This is a genomic window from Stenotrophomonas sp. 01N47 (assembly GCF_056399165.1).
In genome coordinates this window covers 690507-704616 of record NZ_JBFTQU010000001.1, presented here as the reverse complement: position 1 = coordinate 704616, position 14110 = coordinate 690507, and the positions used below count along the sequence as shown (strand labels likewise).

Below are 14110 nucleotides of genomic sequence, written 5' to 3'. Positions count from 1 at the left end.
CGTTCTGGTCGCGTCGTCGCGGGAAACAGAGCGCTCAGCTGCCTGCGGCGGCTTCGTCGCGATACCGGCGCATCCACTGCGCCAGTTCGGTGGAATGGGGATTGTCCAGGCGTTCCAGTTCGGTCATCACCGCCTGCTGGTTGGCCTCGGGGTGGTTCTGGCTCAGCTTCAGCGTCAGCTGCACCTGCTCGACGGTGAAGCGGAAGCCGACGATGCCGCGCAGCTGGCGGCGGTGGTCGTCACGCTCGGGTTCGAACCGCCAGTCCTGGCCGACGCTGGCTTCGAAGTGGTCGCCGATGTCGCTGACCAGTTGGGCCAGGGCATCGGTATCGTCGAACGGCTGCAACTGGCCGCGCAGCTCGGCGGCGGCGTAGTTCCAGGTGGGCACCCGCGCGGCAGGCTCCTTGTCCGGGTACCAGCTGGCCGACACATAGCCGTGCGGCCCGTCCACCAGCAGTTTGGCTGCGCCGGTGTGACGTGCCTGCGGGTTGGCACGGGCCCAGTGGCCGCGCAGCTCGATGTGGTCGCCGTCGCGTTGGTACAGCACCGGCAGCCGGGTCAGTTCCGGCAGGCCATCGCCACCGGCGGTCAGCACGGTTACGAACGGATCACGCGCCAGCAGGCGATCCAGCCACAGCAGGTCGGTCTCGGCGAAAGCGCGCGGGGTGAACATCGGTTGGCCTCAGGCGCGGCTGCCAAGCGACTGCACCATGCGCCCGCGCAGGCCTTCGTCGCTGCCTGCCTGCGGTGGCTGCACTTCATGCAGCGAGAAGCCGCGCACCAGCGCATCTTCTTCATCCAGGCCGTCGTACTCGACGAACTCGGCATCGAACAGCTGCGAGCGGGCAGTGTCTTCGCTGTCGTAGCTCAGCGTATTGCCATCGCTGTCCAGTACTTCGGCAGTGCCGGCCTCGCGGATGCGCAGGCGCGCCCAGATCAGGGTGTTGCCGAGGCTGGCCAGCCACCAGCTGTCGCGGACGTGGGAAAGGTCGTTCATGTATGTCTTACCAGAGCGAGGCCAGCCAGAGCAGGGCAGCCATGCCCAGTCCGGCCAGCAGGGTCAGCAGCGATACCCAGGCGGGCGTCGCCAGCCCGGACAGCGAGCGGTCCGGCTGGGTGCGGTATTCGCGCCGCAGCAGCCAGCCCAGCGCATCGGGCTTGAGGAAGGCGCCACTGCCGAAGCGCTGCGCCAGCGCCGGATGGCGATCGCGCACATGCACCAGGGTCAGCGGCCAGAAAATCACGAAGGCACTGAACCCGGCCACTGCAACGCCGACGAAACACAGGGCGAAGAACAGGGTCATGGGGGCAGTACCTCCGTGGTCGTGCGTGTGGGCTTAGAAGTCCGCGCTGCCCGGGGCGCGCGGGTAGGGGATCGCATCGCGGATGTTGGACAGGCCGCAAACGTAGACCACCAGGCGCTCGAAGCCCAGGCCGAAGCCGGCGTGCGGTACCGAGCCGTAGCGGCGGAAATCGCGGTACCAGCTGTAGTGCTCGCGATCCAGGCCGAACTGCGCCATGCGTGCATCCAGCACGTCCAGGCGCTCTTCGCGCTGGCTGCCACCGATGATCTCGCCGATGCCCGGGGCCAGCACGTCCATTGCCGCGACGGTCTTGCCGTCATCGTTCAGGCGCATGTAGAAGGCCTTGATGTGCTCGGGGTAGTTGGTCACCACCACCGGGCGACCGACGTGTTCCTCGGTCAGCCAGCGCTCGTGCTCGGTCTGCAGGTCCAGGCCCCATTCGACCGGGAAGTCGAACTTCTTTCCGGACTTCTGCAGCAGGCTGACCGCATCGGTGTAATCGATGCGTTCGAACGGCGCGTTGATGAAGTCTTCCAGCTTGGTGATCGCGTTCTTGTCCACGCGCTCGGCGATGAAGGCCAGGTCGTCGCCGCGCTCGTTGAGCACCGCGCGGAACAGGTACTTCAGGAATTCCTCGGCCAGACGTGCGTCTTCGGCCAGGTCGGCGAAGGCGATTTCCGGCTCGATCATCCAGAACTCCGCCAGGTGGCGGGTGGTGTGGCTGTTCTCGGCGCGGAAGGTCGGGCCGAAGGTGTACACCTTGCTCAGCGCCAGGCAGTAGGCCTCGACGTTCAGCTGGCCGGACACGGTCAGGAAGGTTTCCTTCCCGAAGAAGTCGCGGCTGAAGTCGATCCCGCCCTGGGCGTCACGCGGCAGGTTCACCATGTCCAGGGTGGACACGCGGAACATCTGGCCGGCGCCTTCGGCATCGGAGGTGGTGATGATCGGGGTGCTGATCCAGTTGAAGCCGTTCTCGTGGAAGAAGCGGTGCACGGCCTGGGCCAGGCAGTTGCGGATGCGGGTGACCGCGCCGAACAGGTTGGTGCGCGGGCGCAGGTGCGCCACTTCACGCAGGAACTCCGGCGTCATCGGCTTGGGCTGGATCGGGTAGGTGAGCGGGTCTTCGACCCAGCCGACCACCTCGACCGCGCTGGCCTGGATCTCGAACGACTGGCCCTTGCCCTGCGACTTCACCAGCGTGCCGGTGGCCACCAGCGAGCAGCCGGTGGTCAGGCGCTTGATCTCGTCGAAGTTGGCCAGCGCGTCGCCGGCCACGACCTGGATCGGGGCGAAGCAGGAGCCGTCGGTCACATTCACGAAAGCCAGATTTGCTGAACCGCGCACCGTGCGCACCCAACCGCGTACCGTGACTTCGCCACCTTCCGGGATCTTCCCGGCAAGCGCATGTTCAACGCTGACCACCGTCATGACTTGAATCCTCTGCTGATCGACTCGATCTATGAACACGGGAGTTTACCGGTTGCAGCGTTCTGCTTGCGAGGCATTTCTGCGGTCATCGGCTCCCTATAATGTCCCGGTACCTCTGGAGTGATCCACCATGGCTGTCAGCCTGACCCCTATTGCCTTCGAGCGCGTGCAGCGCTTCGTCGCCCAGACCCCCGGCGCGCTGGGCCTGCGTTTTGGCGTGACCAAGACCGGCTGCTCGGGCTGGGGCCACATCACCGACCTGGCCCGCGACGAGCGCGCGGACGACACCGTGTTCGACCAGGACGGGGTGAAGATCTATGTCGACGCCAAGAGCCTGGCCCTGGTGGACGGCACCGTGATCGACTTCGGCAAGCACGGCCTGAGCGAGACCTTCACGTTCAGCAACCCGAATGCCACCGCCGAGTGCGGCTGCGGCGAGAGCTTCACAACCGACGCCGACAAGGCCTGAGCCCCGCTTGGGTGGGTGCTGACCTTGGTTGGCACCGATGTTGGAGCGCCCCTTGCCGTGGTCAACGGTGGTTGCGGCAGGCATCCCAGGCCAGCAACGCGCCGGCTATCGTCAGGCAGGCCGCCGCATAGCTACCTGGCAACCCTGTGGCTTCGCGCAGAAGATGCATCAGCAGTGCCGCCACCAAGCTCAGAGAGCCCAGGGCCGTAGCGCCGCTGATCGGGCCGTTGCCCACACGGAACAGGCGTCCATCGTCGCGGTTGATCCAGCGTCGGATTCGTGTGAGGCGGTCCATGGCTGGACGTTAGCGCAGAGGATCCACGGATGGAACGACCGGTTTTTGCTTATTCTCCCAACGCCTACGCGATCTCCTTCGAGGAGGTGGCGGGTGTCTGCGATTGCTGTGGCGAGCCGCGAACGCTGCGCTACCTGTGCAGCTTCCATTGTGCCGGCGATGCGCCGGACTACCTGTGCCCCTGGTGCATCGCCGATGGCCGGGCGGTTGAGCGTTTCCAGTGCGATTTCATCGGCTGGAGCGACATCGAGGGTGTGTCGCCGGACCCGGCCGATCCGCCACCGACCATTCCCCGCGAGCAGTTGCTGGAGATCTGCGAGCGCACCCCAGGTTACTTCTCCTGGCAGCAGCCGGTCTGGCTGACCCACTGCAATACTCCTTGTGCCTTCCTGGGCTATGCCGGCCGTGATGACCTGGCGCCGATCCTGGACGAGGTCCGGCCCGACGTGGAAGCGGTCAACCCGCGTGATGCTGGCTGGGTGCTGCAGCACCTGACTCGTGAGGGGATGTTGGTGGGGTGCCTGTTCCAGTGCCTGCAATGCGGCCAGCACCGCCTGCATGTGGATCTGGGGTAGTTCAGGTAATTGAATTTTAAGGGAATGTTTTGGATTTCGGGGCGCTTCCTGCGGTCCCTCGGTGGACCCTGAAGGTCCGTGCCTTGTTCACGCCCCCCAATCTGCGCAATAATGCGCGGCTTCCTGCCTCCCTGGCAGGATCCCTTGCCCCACCGCGGTATCAACGGCGGGGGGCTGTCCGGCCGCAAGGCCACATCCGAAAGGTAGAAAAACATGAGTCGTCATTACGAAATCGTGTTCATGGTCCACCCGGACCAGAGCGAGCAGGTCCCGGCCATGATCGAGCGCTACAAGTCGCTGGTCGAGAACGGCAACGGCACCATCCACCGTCTGGAAGACTGGGGCCGCCGCCAGCTGGCGTACCCGATCCAGAACCTGGTGAAGGCGCACTACGTGCTGCTGAACATCGAAGTCGACCAGGCCGTGCTGACCGAGCTGACCGAAAGCTTCCGCTTCAACGACGCCGTCCTGCGCAACCTGGTCATCAAGCGTGACGAGGCTGACACCGAGCAGTCGCTGATCATGAAGAGCAAGGACGAGAAGGGCGACAAGCCCGAGCGTGGTGAGCGTCGTCGTCGTGATGACGAAGAAGGCGAAACCACCCCCGCCGCTGACAACGATGCCGGCGACGACGCCGCTTCGGCCGCCTAAGGAGCACTGACATGTCCAAGTTCTTCCGTCGCCGCAAGTTCTGCAAGTTCACGGCCGAAGGTGTCAAGGAGATCGACTACAAGGATCTCAACACCCTGCGCCAGTACCTGACCGAGAACGGCAAGATCGTGCCGAGCCGCGTCACCGGTACCAAGTCGAAGTACCAGCGTCAGCTGGCGACCGCCGTCAAGCGCGCTCGCTTCCTGGCCCTGATTCCGTACACCGACAACCACGACGTCTGATGCCGGCGGGGCAGCTTCGCGCTGCCCCCGCTGTGCCAGCTATTCGGACAGCCTTTGTTGCGGGGCCCGCGCCTCGCTAACGAATAACTTATCTGGAGCAATACCATGCAGCTGATCCTCCTGCAGAAAGTCACCAACCTCGGCAACCTGGGCGACCTGGTCGACGTGAAGCCGGGCTACGGCCGTAACTTCCTCGTGCCGCAGGGCAAGGCCGTTCCGGCCACCGAGAGCAACAAGGCCGAGTTCGAAGCCAAGCGCGCTGATTACGAAGCCAAGGCCCAGTCCATCCACGCTGAAGCCGAAGCCCGCAAGGCCAAGCTGGAAGGCGCGAGCGTGACCGTCGCCGCCAACGCTTCGACCGAAGGCAAGCTGTACGGCTCGGTCGGCGCGCGCGAAATCGCCGATGCCTTCACCGCTGCCGGCCTGGCGCTGAGCAAGAGCGAAGTCATCCTGGGCGAAGGTGCCTTCCGCAACATTGGCGAGTACGAAGTCCTGGTGCACCTGCACGCGGACGTCGAGACCACCGTCAAGGTCGTGGTTGAAGCCGAAAAGGCCTGATCCCACGCCGCAAGGCTTGGTGTCACCAGAACGGGCGCCCGCAAGGGTGCCCGTTTTGTTTTGGGGCGGCCCGTCCGGCCGGGTCGGTGCTTGGCGTGCGACGCCCGTGCCGATAGATCCTGGATGAATCCATGAAGATCAATGCGTTGGTCTCATTTTCCGGACCCGGGTCGGTTTACGGGGCGGCCCCCGGCAGAGCCGGGAAGCACGAGCGGGCGTGAGCGCTGAGCCTCCTCCCCCGGTCATCCCGCCCGTGGAACATTGGCCCCGCTATACTCATTCCATTGCGTCACCCTTGGCCTTGTTGAATTCTTTTGAAATCAAGGGCTTGAGGTGCTGGCTGACCTGACATCCACTATGGTGGCGGCCGTAAGGCCCTTGCCCGGAACCCAATCACGCCATGCGTCTTTCCACGATCAAGCTGTCCGGCTTCAAGTCCTTCGTCGATCCGACCACCCTGCACCTGCCGACCAACATGACCGGCGTGGTGGGCCCCAATGGCTGTGGCAAGTCGAACATCATCGACGCGGTGCGTTGGGTCATGGGCGAAAGTTCGGCCAGCCGCCTGCGTGGTGACTCGCTCACCGACGTGATCTTCTCCGGTTCCAATGCCCGCAAGCCGGTCTCGCAGGCCACCGTCGAGCTGATCTTCGACAACTCCGACCACACGATTTCCGGCGAGTACGCCTCGTTCAACGAGATCTCGGTCAAGCGTACCGTCAGCCGTGACGGCAGCAGCAACTATTACCTCAACGGCACCAAGTGCCGTCGTCGCGACATCACCGACCTGTTCCTCGGCACTGGCCTGGGCCCGCGCAGCTACTCGATCATCGAACAGGGCATGATCAGCCAGATCATCGAGGCGCGTCCGGAAGACCTGCGCGTGTACCTGGAAGAGGCCGCCGGCATCTCCAAGTACAAGGAGCGCCGCAAGGAAACCGAGACCCGCATCCGCCACACCCGCGAGAACCTGGACCGCCTTGGCGACCTGCGCGAGGAAATAACCAAGCAGCTCGAGCACCTCAAGCGGCAGGCCAAGCAGGCCGAGCAGTACCAGGCGTTGCAGGAAGAACGCCGGGTCAAGGATGCGGAGTGGAAGGCGCTGGAATACCGTGGCCTGGATGGTCGCCTGTCCAAGCTGCGCGAAGGGCTGTCGCAGGAAGAAACCAAGCTGCAGCAGCTGATTGCCGACCAGCGCGACGCTGAGGCGCGGATCGAGACTTCCCGCGTGCGCCGCGAGGAGGCTGCCGACGCGCTCAATGCCGCGCAGGCCGAGGTCTACCAGGTGGGCAGCACGCTGGCCCGCCTCGAACAGCAGATCCAGCACCAGCGCGAACTGTCGCAGCGCCTGCACAAGGCGCGCGATGAAACCCGCCAGGCACTGGCCGAACTCGGCCAGCACATCAGCGGCGATGAAGCCAAGCTGATGGTGCTGCGCGAAGCGGTCGATGCGGCCACCCCGCAGCTGGAAGCGCTGCAGGAAGAAAACGAGATCAAGCAGGAAGGCCTGCGTGAGGCCGAAGCGCGGTTGTCCGATTGGCAGCAGCGTTGGGAGCAGCACACCTCGCAGAGCTCGGAAGCCTCGCGCGCTGGCGAGGTCGAGCGCACCCGCGTGGACTACCTGGACAAGCAGATCCTTGATGCCGATCGCCGCCGCGAAGCGCTGGCGGCCGAACGTGCTGGGCTGGACGTGGATGCACTGGATGAAGTCTTCGAGCAGCTGCACCTGCAGCACGATACGCAGAAGACCGCGCTGGATGAGCTGACCGAGCAGGTCGAGGAGCGCAAGCACGGTGTCGCCGCCGTGCAGGAGCAGCAGCGCAACGGGCAGAACGAGCTGGCCGAGCTGCGCAAGCAGGTCAATGGCTTGCGCGGGCGCCTGTCTTCGCTGGAAACCCTGCAGCAGGCTGCACTCGGCCAGGAGCAGGGCGCGGCGGTGGCGTGGCTGAAGTCGCGTGGCCTGGATTCGGCCGCGCGCGTGGGCGAGCGCCTGGACGTCGATGCCGGCTGGGAAAACGCAGTGGAAAGCGCCCTCGGCCAGTTGATCGAAGGCGTGCTGGTCGATGACCCGGCCAGCTTGGTCGACGCGCTGGGCGAACTGGGCGAAGGCCGCATCGCGCTGGTTGCCAATGACGGCGCGGACCTGAAGGTTGCGCCGACCTCGCTGGCTGCACGCGTGCGTGGCCCGGCGCCGATCCGGCGCCTGCTTGCGCGCCTGCACGGTGCGCGCGACCTGGCCGAAGCCAATGCACTGCAGGCCAGCCTGCCTGAGGGTGATTCCATCATTACCCAGGGCGGTGAACGCTTGGGCGAAGGCTGGGTGCGCGTATCGCGCTCCGGCGCCGCCAAGCAGGGCGCCTTGCTGCGCGAACGCGAAATCAATGAGCTGCGCGAGCAGATAGAACAGCTGCAATCGCGCGAAGCCGAACTGGAAGAACAGTTGGCCGGTTTCCGTGAGCACCTGCTGGCGGCCGAACAGCAGCGCGAGGATGCGCAGCGCGCGCTGTACCTGGCGCACCGCGCGGTGTCCGAACTGGCCGGCCAGCTGCAGGGCCAGCAGGGCAAGGTCGAGGCGGCACGTACGCGCATCGACCGTATCGAAGGCGAGCTGAGCCAGTTGCTGGAGACCCTGGACATCAATCGCGAGCAGGCGCGTGAAGCGCGTTCGCGGCTGGAGAATGCGGTCAACAGCATGGGTGACCTGGAGTCGAACCGACAGGGCCTGGAGGGCGAACGCCGTCAGTTGACCGAGGCGCGTGATCTGGCCCGCGACGCCGCCCGTGCGGTGCGCGAGCGGTCGCACGCGTTGGCCCTGACCCTGGAATCACAGCGCGCCCAGGTGGCGTCGTTGAGCCAGGCGCTGGAACGCATGAGTACGCAGCGTGGCCAGCTTGATGCACGCCTGGGCGAACTGCATTCGCAGCTGGACGAAGGCGATACCCCGGTGGAATCGCTGCAGGCCGAGCACCAGAACGCGCTGGAAGAGCGCGTGCGTGCCGATCGCGTGCTGACCGAAGCGCGCACGTTGCTGGATGGCATCGATGCCGAACTGCGCAACTACGAGCAGACCCGCCACCAGCGCGACGAGCAGGCGCTGTCCCAGCGCGAGCGCATCTCGCAGCGCAAGCTGGACCAGCAGGCGCTGGTACTCAGTGCCGAAACCCTGCAGGGCGCAGTGGAGAAGGCCGGTTTCGTGCTGCAGGATGTGATCAACGCGCTGCCCGAAGAGGCCCGCCTGGGCGACTGGGAGCAGGCGGTGCACCAGATCGACGGTCGCATGCGCCGGCTGGAGCCGGTCAACCTGGCCGCGATCCACGAGTATGGCGAAGCCTCGCAGCGCTCGGAGTATCTGGATGCGCAGCACGTGGACCTGACCACCGCGCTGGAGACCCTGGAAGATGCGATCCGCAAGATCGACCGCGAAACCCGGGGCCGCTTCAAGGACACCTTCGACCGTGTCAACGCTGGTGTGCAGGCGCTGTATCCGCGCCTGTTCGGTGGCGGCCACGCCTACCTGGAGCTGACCGGCGAAGACCTTCTCGATACCGGCGTGACCATCATGGCGCGTCCCCCGGGCAAGCGCGTGTCGAGCATCTCGCTGCTGTCCGGCGGCGAAAAGGCGATGACCGCCGTGGCGCTGGTGTTTGCGATCTTCCAGCTCAACCCGGCACCGTTCTGCCTGCTGGACGAGGTGGACGCGCCGCTGGATGAAGCCAACGTCGGCCGCCTGGCCAACATGGTCAAGGAAATGAGCGAGAAGGTGCAGTTCCTGTTCGTCAGCCACAACAAGGCCACGATGGAAGCGGCGCACCAGTTGTCGGGCGTGACGATGCGCGAGCCGGGAGTCAGCCGCCTGGTCAGTGTGGACCTGGAAGAAGCCGCGCGATTGGCGGGCGCGGCCTGACGTGCCATCCTAGTTACCTGAATGAACTAGCCGGAGAACCTAACGAATGTCCGACACGGCACTGTTGCGCATCGGCATCCTGGCCGCCGGCCTGCTGTTGGTCGCTGCGATCTTCCTGTTTGGCCGCCCGAAAAAGAAGCCCCAGGGCCGTCGCCTCGATAGCGCTGAACCGACCAGCGGCGAACGCCGCGAGCCGGTGCTGGGCGAGGATGGCGTGCCGGTGGCCGGCGACCGCGTCGAGCCTGGCATGGGCGACGCGGTCGAGCAGGCCGAACTGGGACTGTCCGACGTCGATGGCGCGGCCAACGACCTGGGCAAGCGTGCGACCCAGGATTTCGACAAGATCGTTTCGCTGTTCGTCGCCGCCCGCGCCGGCGAACAACTGCGCGGCGAAGACATTGTCGTGGCAGCGGAAAAGACCGGTCTGGTGTTTGGCCACATGAATGTCTTCCACCGGCTGGTCGAGGGTCATCCCGAACGGGGCCCGATCTTCTCGATGGCCAGCATCATGAAACCGGGAAGCTTCGACATGGGCAACATCCGCGCCATGGAAACCCCGGCCATCGCCTTCTTCCTCACTCTTCCGGCGCCGCTGACCGCGCTGGATGCCTGGGAGAAGATGCTGCCGACCGTGCAGCGCATGGCCGAGCTGCTCGATGGCGTGGTGCTGGATGACGGCCGCAACGCGCTCGGTCGCCAGCGCATCGCCCACATCCGTGATGAGCTGCGCGCCTATGACCGCCAGCACCAGGCGCCGCCGCTGACCAAGACCCCGCGCTGGTAAGCGCGGCAGGTCCTGGCGTGCCGACCAACGGTCGGCACCCACAACAGTAGATCCACGCCATGCGTGGATAGGGTCAGGCCGGTACGCCTGCCACCCTCGCGAACGCGCTGCGGAAGCGCACCATCTCTTCCTCGGTGCCCACGGTCACGCGCACGCGCTGCGGCCAGATCGGCCAGCTGCGGCCGATCACCACGCCGTTGTCCGCCATGGCCTTGGCGAAGGCAGCGCCGTCGCGCTGCACATCCACCACGAAACAGTTCGCTTCGGTCGGCAGGCAGTGGAAGCCACGCTTGCCCAGCCAGGCGATGGTGGCCTGCCTGACCTTGGCATTCTGCAGGCGTCGCTGCGGGATCAGTTGGGGGTCACGCAGGCTGGCCAGGGCTGCCGCAAGCGCAGGCACGGGCAGCGGGTTCTCGCCCAGGCTGGCCAGCTCGCGCAGGCGTTCGGGATGTGCTGCAGCCACGCCGAGGCGTAGGCCGGCCATGCCGTAGAGCTTGGAGAAGGTGCGCAGCACGATCAGGTCATCGCGCCGGGCTACCTGTGCAATCAGGCTGGGCTGTTCGCTGTACTGCAGATAGGCCTCGTCCAGCAGCACGCGGGTGCCGGCTGGCTTGTTGGCCAGTAGCCAGGCCAGTTCTTCGGCGGGACTGATCGAGCCGGTGGGATTGTTGGGATTGCACACGTACAGCAGGCCGGTCGGCTGCGCGTGCGCGGCGGCAACCATCGCGCGGAGGTCGTGCGCACCATCGCTGCGCAGCGGCACCTTCTGCACATGGGCGCCACGCGCGGCTGCCATCTCACCCAATGTCTCGAAGGTCGGGTCGGCCACTACCAGGCCCGCCTGCGGGCCGGTCCACAGCGTCGCCGCACGGTTCAGCGGTTCGCTGGAGCCCGGATACAGGCGCACGTGGTCGGCGGGAATGCCGGCCTGGGCAACGAAGGCATCGCGTACCTCACCGGCCAAGGCGAAGCGGTAACGCCCGCAGCTGGCGATGCTGTCGCGTGCCGCCTGCTGGGCGGCGGGCGAGGGGCCATAGGGGCATTCGTTGAAGTTCAGCAGCACCGCGCCTTCATTGGCGTTTGGCGAAGTCACGGTCGCTGGCTGTGCCTGGGCCGACCTGGGCAGGCCGCTGCTGGCGAGGGCGAGTCCGGCGCCGGCCAGTTGCAGGAAGTGACGACGGGAGGCAGGCAGGGTCACAGGGGTGGTTCCGGAAGGGCGACCGACGCACGCTAGCGCTGGCAGTGATTGCCGGCAAGCGGTCGTGCAGAGTCAGGCCGCGCTCGGCTGCTGTTCGCCACCCGTTGAGCCGGGCTCGACGCTACAGACAGGCCCTGACGCGCAGGCGCGGTAGAATTCCCGGCCATCCCAGAACCCGCGGATTCCGATGAGCCCCAGCCCCGCCGAACGTGCCGAAGACCTGCGCCGGCAGATCGCCCAGGCCAATCGCGCCTATCACGAGCTGGATGCGCCGGAGATCCCCGACGTCGACTACGACCGCCTGGTGCGCGAGCTGGAGGCGCTGGAGCGCGAGCATCCTGATCTCGCCCGTGCCGACAGCCCGACCCAGCAGGTCGGGGCACGTCCGTCGGGACGTTTCGCCGAAGTCACCCATGCAGTACCGATGCTGTCGCTGTCCAATGCCTTCAGCGATGAGGAAGTGGCCGACTTCGTGCGCCGCATCGATGAGCGCCTGCGCCGCGGCACCCTGCGTTTTTCCGCCGAACCGAAGATGGACGGCCTGGCGATCAGCCTGCGTTATGAGGACGGTCATTTCGTGCTGGGCGCCACCCGGGGCGATGGCAGCACCGGTGAGGACGTGACCGCCAACCTGCGCGAGATCGGCGACATTCCCAAGCGCCTGAAAGGCAGGGACTGGCCGGATGTGCTGGAAGTGCGCGGTGAGGTCTACATGGCCCGCGCCGACTTCGAGGCCTACAACGAGCGCGCGCGCCTGCATGGTGGCAAGGTGCTGGCCAATCCGCGCAATGCCGCGGCCGGTTCGCTGCGCCAGCTTGACCCGAAGATCAGTGCGCAGCGCAGGCTCAGTTTCTTCACCTACGGTACCGGTGAAGTGCAGGGTGGTGAGTTGCCCGATACGCATTCGGGCACGCTGGCACAGCTGCGCGAATGGGGCTTCCCGGTCAGCGATCTGTGCCAGGTGGTGGAAGGTAGCGAGGGTCTGCTGGCGTACTACCGGGACATCGGCGAGCGTCGCGACGGCCTGGCATTCGACATTGATGGCGTGGTCTACAAGCTTGATGATCGCGCCGGTCAGCAGAGCATGGGCTTCGTTTCGCGCGCACCGCGCTGGGCCATCGCGCACAAGTTCCCGGCGCAGGAACAGAGCACTACGCTGGAGGCCATCGAAATCCAGATCGGCCGCACCGGTGCTGCCACCCCGGTGGCGCGCCTTGCGCCGGTCGCGGTGGCCGGTGTGATCGTCTCCAATGCGACCCTGCACAACGCCGACCAGATCGCGCGCCTGGATGTGCGCGTGGGCGACAGCGTGATCGTGCGCCGTGCCGGCGATGTGATCCCGGAAGTGGTCAGCGTCATCCTCGATCGCCGCCCTGCGGGCACCACGCCCTGGCAGATGCCGACCAGCTGCCCGGTCTGCGGCTCGGAAATCGTGCGCGAGGAAGGGGCTGCTGCCTGGCGTTGTTCGGGCGAGCTGTCCTGCCCGGCGCAGCGCAAGGAGGCCATCGCCCACTTCGCCTCACGACGGGCGATGGATATCGACGGCCTTGGCGACAAGTACATCGAAACCCTGGTGGACGCCGGCATCGTCAGGAGCGTGGCGGATCTGTACCGCCTCACCCGCGACCAGCTGCTGCACCTGAAGCTGGTGTTGGACGCAGAAGACCCTTCGGCACTCGCAGTCAGCCTGAAACTGCACCTGCCGGCCGAAGGCAGCGGCGCGGTGCTCAACGCCGTGTTGAAGCTCGATGGCAACGATGCGGGATGGCGCGCGCAGGCATTGGCGCAGCCGGCAGCCTTCGAATGGAACACGAAGAAGATCGCTACCAAGTGGGCCGACAACCTGATTGCTGCGATCGACGCCAGCCGTGATGCGACGCTGGAACGGCTGCTGTTCGCGTTGGGCATCGAGCACGTCGGCGAGAGCACCGCCAAGGCGCTGGCACAGTGGTTTGGCGATCTGGCGTTGATCCGCCGTCTGCCGTGGCCGCTGTTCAAGCGCGTTCCGGATATCGGTGGCGAGGTGGCACGTTCGCTGGGTCACTTCTTCGAGCAGGAGGGCAACCAGCAGGCCATCGATGCGCTGCTGCAGGTGGGGCAGGTACGCATCAGTGACGTGCATCCGCCGAGCGCAAAGCTGCGCGAAGGTCTTGACCTGGCCCAGCTGCTGGTGGAAGCGGAGATTCCCGGCATCACCCGCCTGCGCGCCGAAAAACTGGTCGCAGTACTGCCCAGCGCGCAGGCGGTGCTGGACGCCGAGCACGGCCAGTTCGTCAACGCCGGCCTGCCCGATGACACTGCGCGCGGCGTCGCTGACTGGCTGGACAGCGAGGGCCATGGCGCGATGTTGCTGGCCGCCGAAGTGGAGATGAAGCACATCCTGTCCAGTGCGCCGGCCCTGGCCGAAGTGGTGGCCGGTCCGCTGGACGGGCAGACGGTGGTGCTTACCGGCACGCTGGCCCAGCTCAATCGCGATACCGCCAAGGAGCGCCTGGAGGCGCTGGGCGCCAAGGTGTCGGGCAGCGTGTCGAAGAAGACCAGTTTCGTGGTGGCCGGCACCGAAGCGGGTTCAAAGCTGGACAAGGCGCAATCGCTGGGCGTTCCGGTGTGGGATGAAGAGCGCCTGCTGGCCTACCTGGCCGAACACGAGTGATGAACCGGTCGGGTGCGCAGGCACCCGGCACGCAACCGCAAAGGAACAC

The 14110-nt window shown here is 66.0% G+C and carries 14 protein-coding genes; 8 read left to right on the top strand and 6 right to left on the bottom strand.

Annotated features, from left to right (window positions below; translation table 11 throughout):
* Window positions 1–34: 34 nt before the first annotated feature.
* Genes AC1DKR_RS03275 through asnS form a run of 4 tightly spaced genes read right to left on the bottom strand, consistent with a single transcriptional unit; the run spans window position 35 to window position 2732 of the window.
* Window positions 35–673, bottom strand: a complete 639-nt coding sequence (locus tag AC1DKR_RS03275; RefSeq protein ID WP_363732730.1) for an FMN-binding negative transcriptional regulator — start codon at window positions 671–673, stop codon at window positions 35–37.
* A gap of 9 nt (window positions 674–682) precedes the next feature.
* Complete coding sequence (locus tag AC1DKR_RS03270; RefSeq protein ID WP_025876872.1) at window positions 683–997, bottom strand: hypothetical protein; 315 nt, start codon at window positions 995–997, stop codon at window positions 683–685.
* A 7-nt stretch (window positions 998–1004) separates the two neighbouring features.
* Window positions 1005–1304 (bottom strand): hypothetical protein, encoded by a 300-nt coding sequence (locus AC1DKR_RS03265; RefSeq protein WP_006376524.1) that lies wholly within the window; start codon window positions 1302–1304, stop codon window positions 1005–1007.
* A gap of 33 nt (window positions 1305–1337) precedes the next feature.
* Entirely contained in the window at window positions 1338–2732 is a 1395-nt protein-coding gene (gene asnS / locus AC1DKR_RS03260; RefSeq protein ID WP_012511556.1) for an asparagine--tRNA ligase, read from the bottom strand.
* 130 nt (window positions 2733–2862) lie between these two features.
* Between asnS and AC1DKR_RS03255 the strand changes: the two genes are divergently transcribed.
* Window positions 2863–3201, top strand: a complete 339-nt coding sequence (locus tag AC1DKR_RS03255) for a HesB/IscA family protein (protein WP_033831500.1) — start codon at window positions 2863–2865, stop codon at window positions 3199–3201.
* Between the two features lie 61 nt (window positions 3202–3262).
* Here AC1DKR_RS03255 and AC1DKR_RS03250 read toward each other — a convergent pair whose 3' ends face one another.
* The gene (locus AC1DKR_RS03250) at window positions 3263–3496 is read right to left on the bottom strand and encodes a hypothetical protein (protein ID WP_478031079.1); all 234 of its coding nucleotides are present in this window, start codon (window positions 3494–3496) and stop codon (window positions 3263–3265) included.
* 29 nt (window positions 3497–3525) lie between these two features.
* On the opposite strand from AC1DKR_RS03250, the gene AC1DKR_RS03245 reads away from it, so the two are divergent.
* The 6 genes from AC1DKR_RS03245 (at window position 3526) to zipA (ending at window position 10210) form a co-directional block, all read left to right on the top strand.
* Window positions 3526–4071, top strand: coding sequence for a CbrC family protein (locus AC1DKR_RS03245; protein WP_312786470.1), 546 nt, complete (start codon window positions 3526–3528; stop codon window positions 4069–4071).
* Between the two features lie 213 nt (window positions 4072–4284).
* On the top strand, window positions 4285–4722 hold the full coding sequence (gene rpsF, locus AC1DKR_RS03240; RefSeq protein ID WP_025876882.1) for a 30S ribosomal protein S6: 438 nt from the start codon (window positions 4285–4287) through the stop codon (window positions 4720–4722).
* Between the two features lie 11 nt (window positions 4723–4733).
* Entirely contained in the window at window positions 4734–4964 is a 231-nt protein-coding gene (rpsR, locus tag AC1DKR_RS03235) for a 30S ribosomal protein S18 (protein WP_002804494.1), read from the top strand.
* Window positions 4965–5069: 105 nt separating this feature from the next.
* On the top strand, window positions 5070–5522 hold the full coding sequence (gene rplI, locus AC1DKR_RS03230; protein ID WP_025876905.1) for a 50S ribosomal protein L9: 453 nt from the start codon (window positions 5070–5072) through the stop codon (window positions 5520–5522).
* A 400-nt stretch (window positions 5523–5922) separates the two neighbouring features.
* On the top strand, window positions 5923–9426 hold the full coding sequence (gene smc, locus AC1DKR_RS03225) for a chromosome segregation protein SMC (protein ID WP_478031076.1): 3504 nt from the start codon (window positions 5923–5925) through the stop codon (window positions 9424–9426).
* A gap of 46 nt (window positions 9427–9472) precedes the next feature.
* Complete coding sequence (gene zipA / locus AC1DKR_RS03220) at window positions 9473–10210, top strand: cell division protein ZipA (RefSeq protein WP_317220031.1); 738 nt, start codon at window positions 9473–9475, stop codon at window positions 10208–10210.
* 73 nt (window positions 10211–10283) lie between these two features.
* Here the strand turns inward: zipA and AC1DKR_RS03215 are convergent, their stop codons facing one another.
* Window positions 10284–11408, bottom strand: coding sequence for a pyridoxal phosphate-dependent aminotransferase (locus AC1DKR_RS03215; RefSeq protein ID WP_478031071.1), 1125 nt, complete (start codon window positions 11406–11408; stop codon window positions 10284–10286).
* 181 nt (window positions 11409–11589) lie between these two features.
* Between AC1DKR_RS03215 and ligA the strand changes: the two genes are divergently transcribed.
* A complete protein-coding gene (ligA, locus tag AC1DKR_RS03210) occupies window positions 11590–14061 on the top strand; it encodes an NAD-dependent DNA ligase LigA (protein WP_478031221.1) in 2472 nt (823 codons plus the stop codon).
* The last annotated feature ends 49 nt before the right edge of the window (window positions 14062–14110 follow it).

Excerpts from the sequence above, each read along its gene's own strand:
- AC1DKR_RS03275 (WP_363732730.1), bottom strand. The coding sequence starts at position 673 with ATGTTCACCCCGCGCGCTTTCGCCGAGACCGACCTGCTGTGGCTGGAT.
- AC1DKR_RS03270 (WP_025876872.1), bottom strand. The coding sequence starts at position 997 with ATGAACGACCTTTCCCACGTCCGCGACAGCTGGTGGCTGGCCAGCCTC.
- AC1DKR_RS03265 (WP_006376524.1), bottom strand. The coding sequence starts at position 1,304 with ATGACCCTGTTCTTCGCCCTGTGTTTCGTCGGCGTTGCAGTGGCCGGG.
- asnS (WP_012511556.1), bottom strand. The coding sequence starts at position 2,732 with ATGACGGTGGTCAGCGTTGAACATGCGCTTGCCGGGAAGATCCCGGAA.
- AC1DKR_RS03255 (WP_033831500.1), top strand. The coding sequence starts at position 2,863 with ATGGCTGTCAGCCTGACCCCTATTGCCTTCGAGCGCGTGCAGCGCTTC.
- AC1DKR_RS03250 (WP_478031079.1), bottom strand. The coding sequence starts at position 3,496 with ATGGACCGCCTCACACGAATCCGACGCTGGATCAACCGCGACGATGGA.
- AC1DKR_RS03245 (WP_312786470.1), top strand. The coding sequence starts at position 3,526 with ATGGAACGACCGGTTTTTGCTTATTCTCCCAACGCCTACGCGATCTCC.
- rpsF (WP_025876882.1), top strand. The coding sequence starts at position 4,285 with ATGAGTCGTCATTACGAAATCGTGTTCATGGTCCACCCGGACCAGAGC.
- rpsR (WP_002804494.1), top strand. The coding sequence starts at position 4,734 with ATGTCCAAGTTCTTCCGTCGCCGCAAGTTCTGCAAGTTCACGGCCGAA.
- rplI (WP_025876905.1), top strand. The coding sequence starts at position 5,070 with ATGCAGCTGATCCTCCTGCAGAAAGTCACCAACCTCGGCAACCTGGGC.
- smc (WP_478031076.1), top strand. The coding sequence starts at position 5,923 with ATGCGTCTTTCCACGATCAAGCTGTCCGGCTTCAAGTCCTTCGTCGAT.
- zipA (WP_317220031.1), top strand. The coding sequence starts at position 9,473 with ATGTCCGACACGGCACTGTTGCGCATCGGCATCCTGGCCGCCGGCCTG.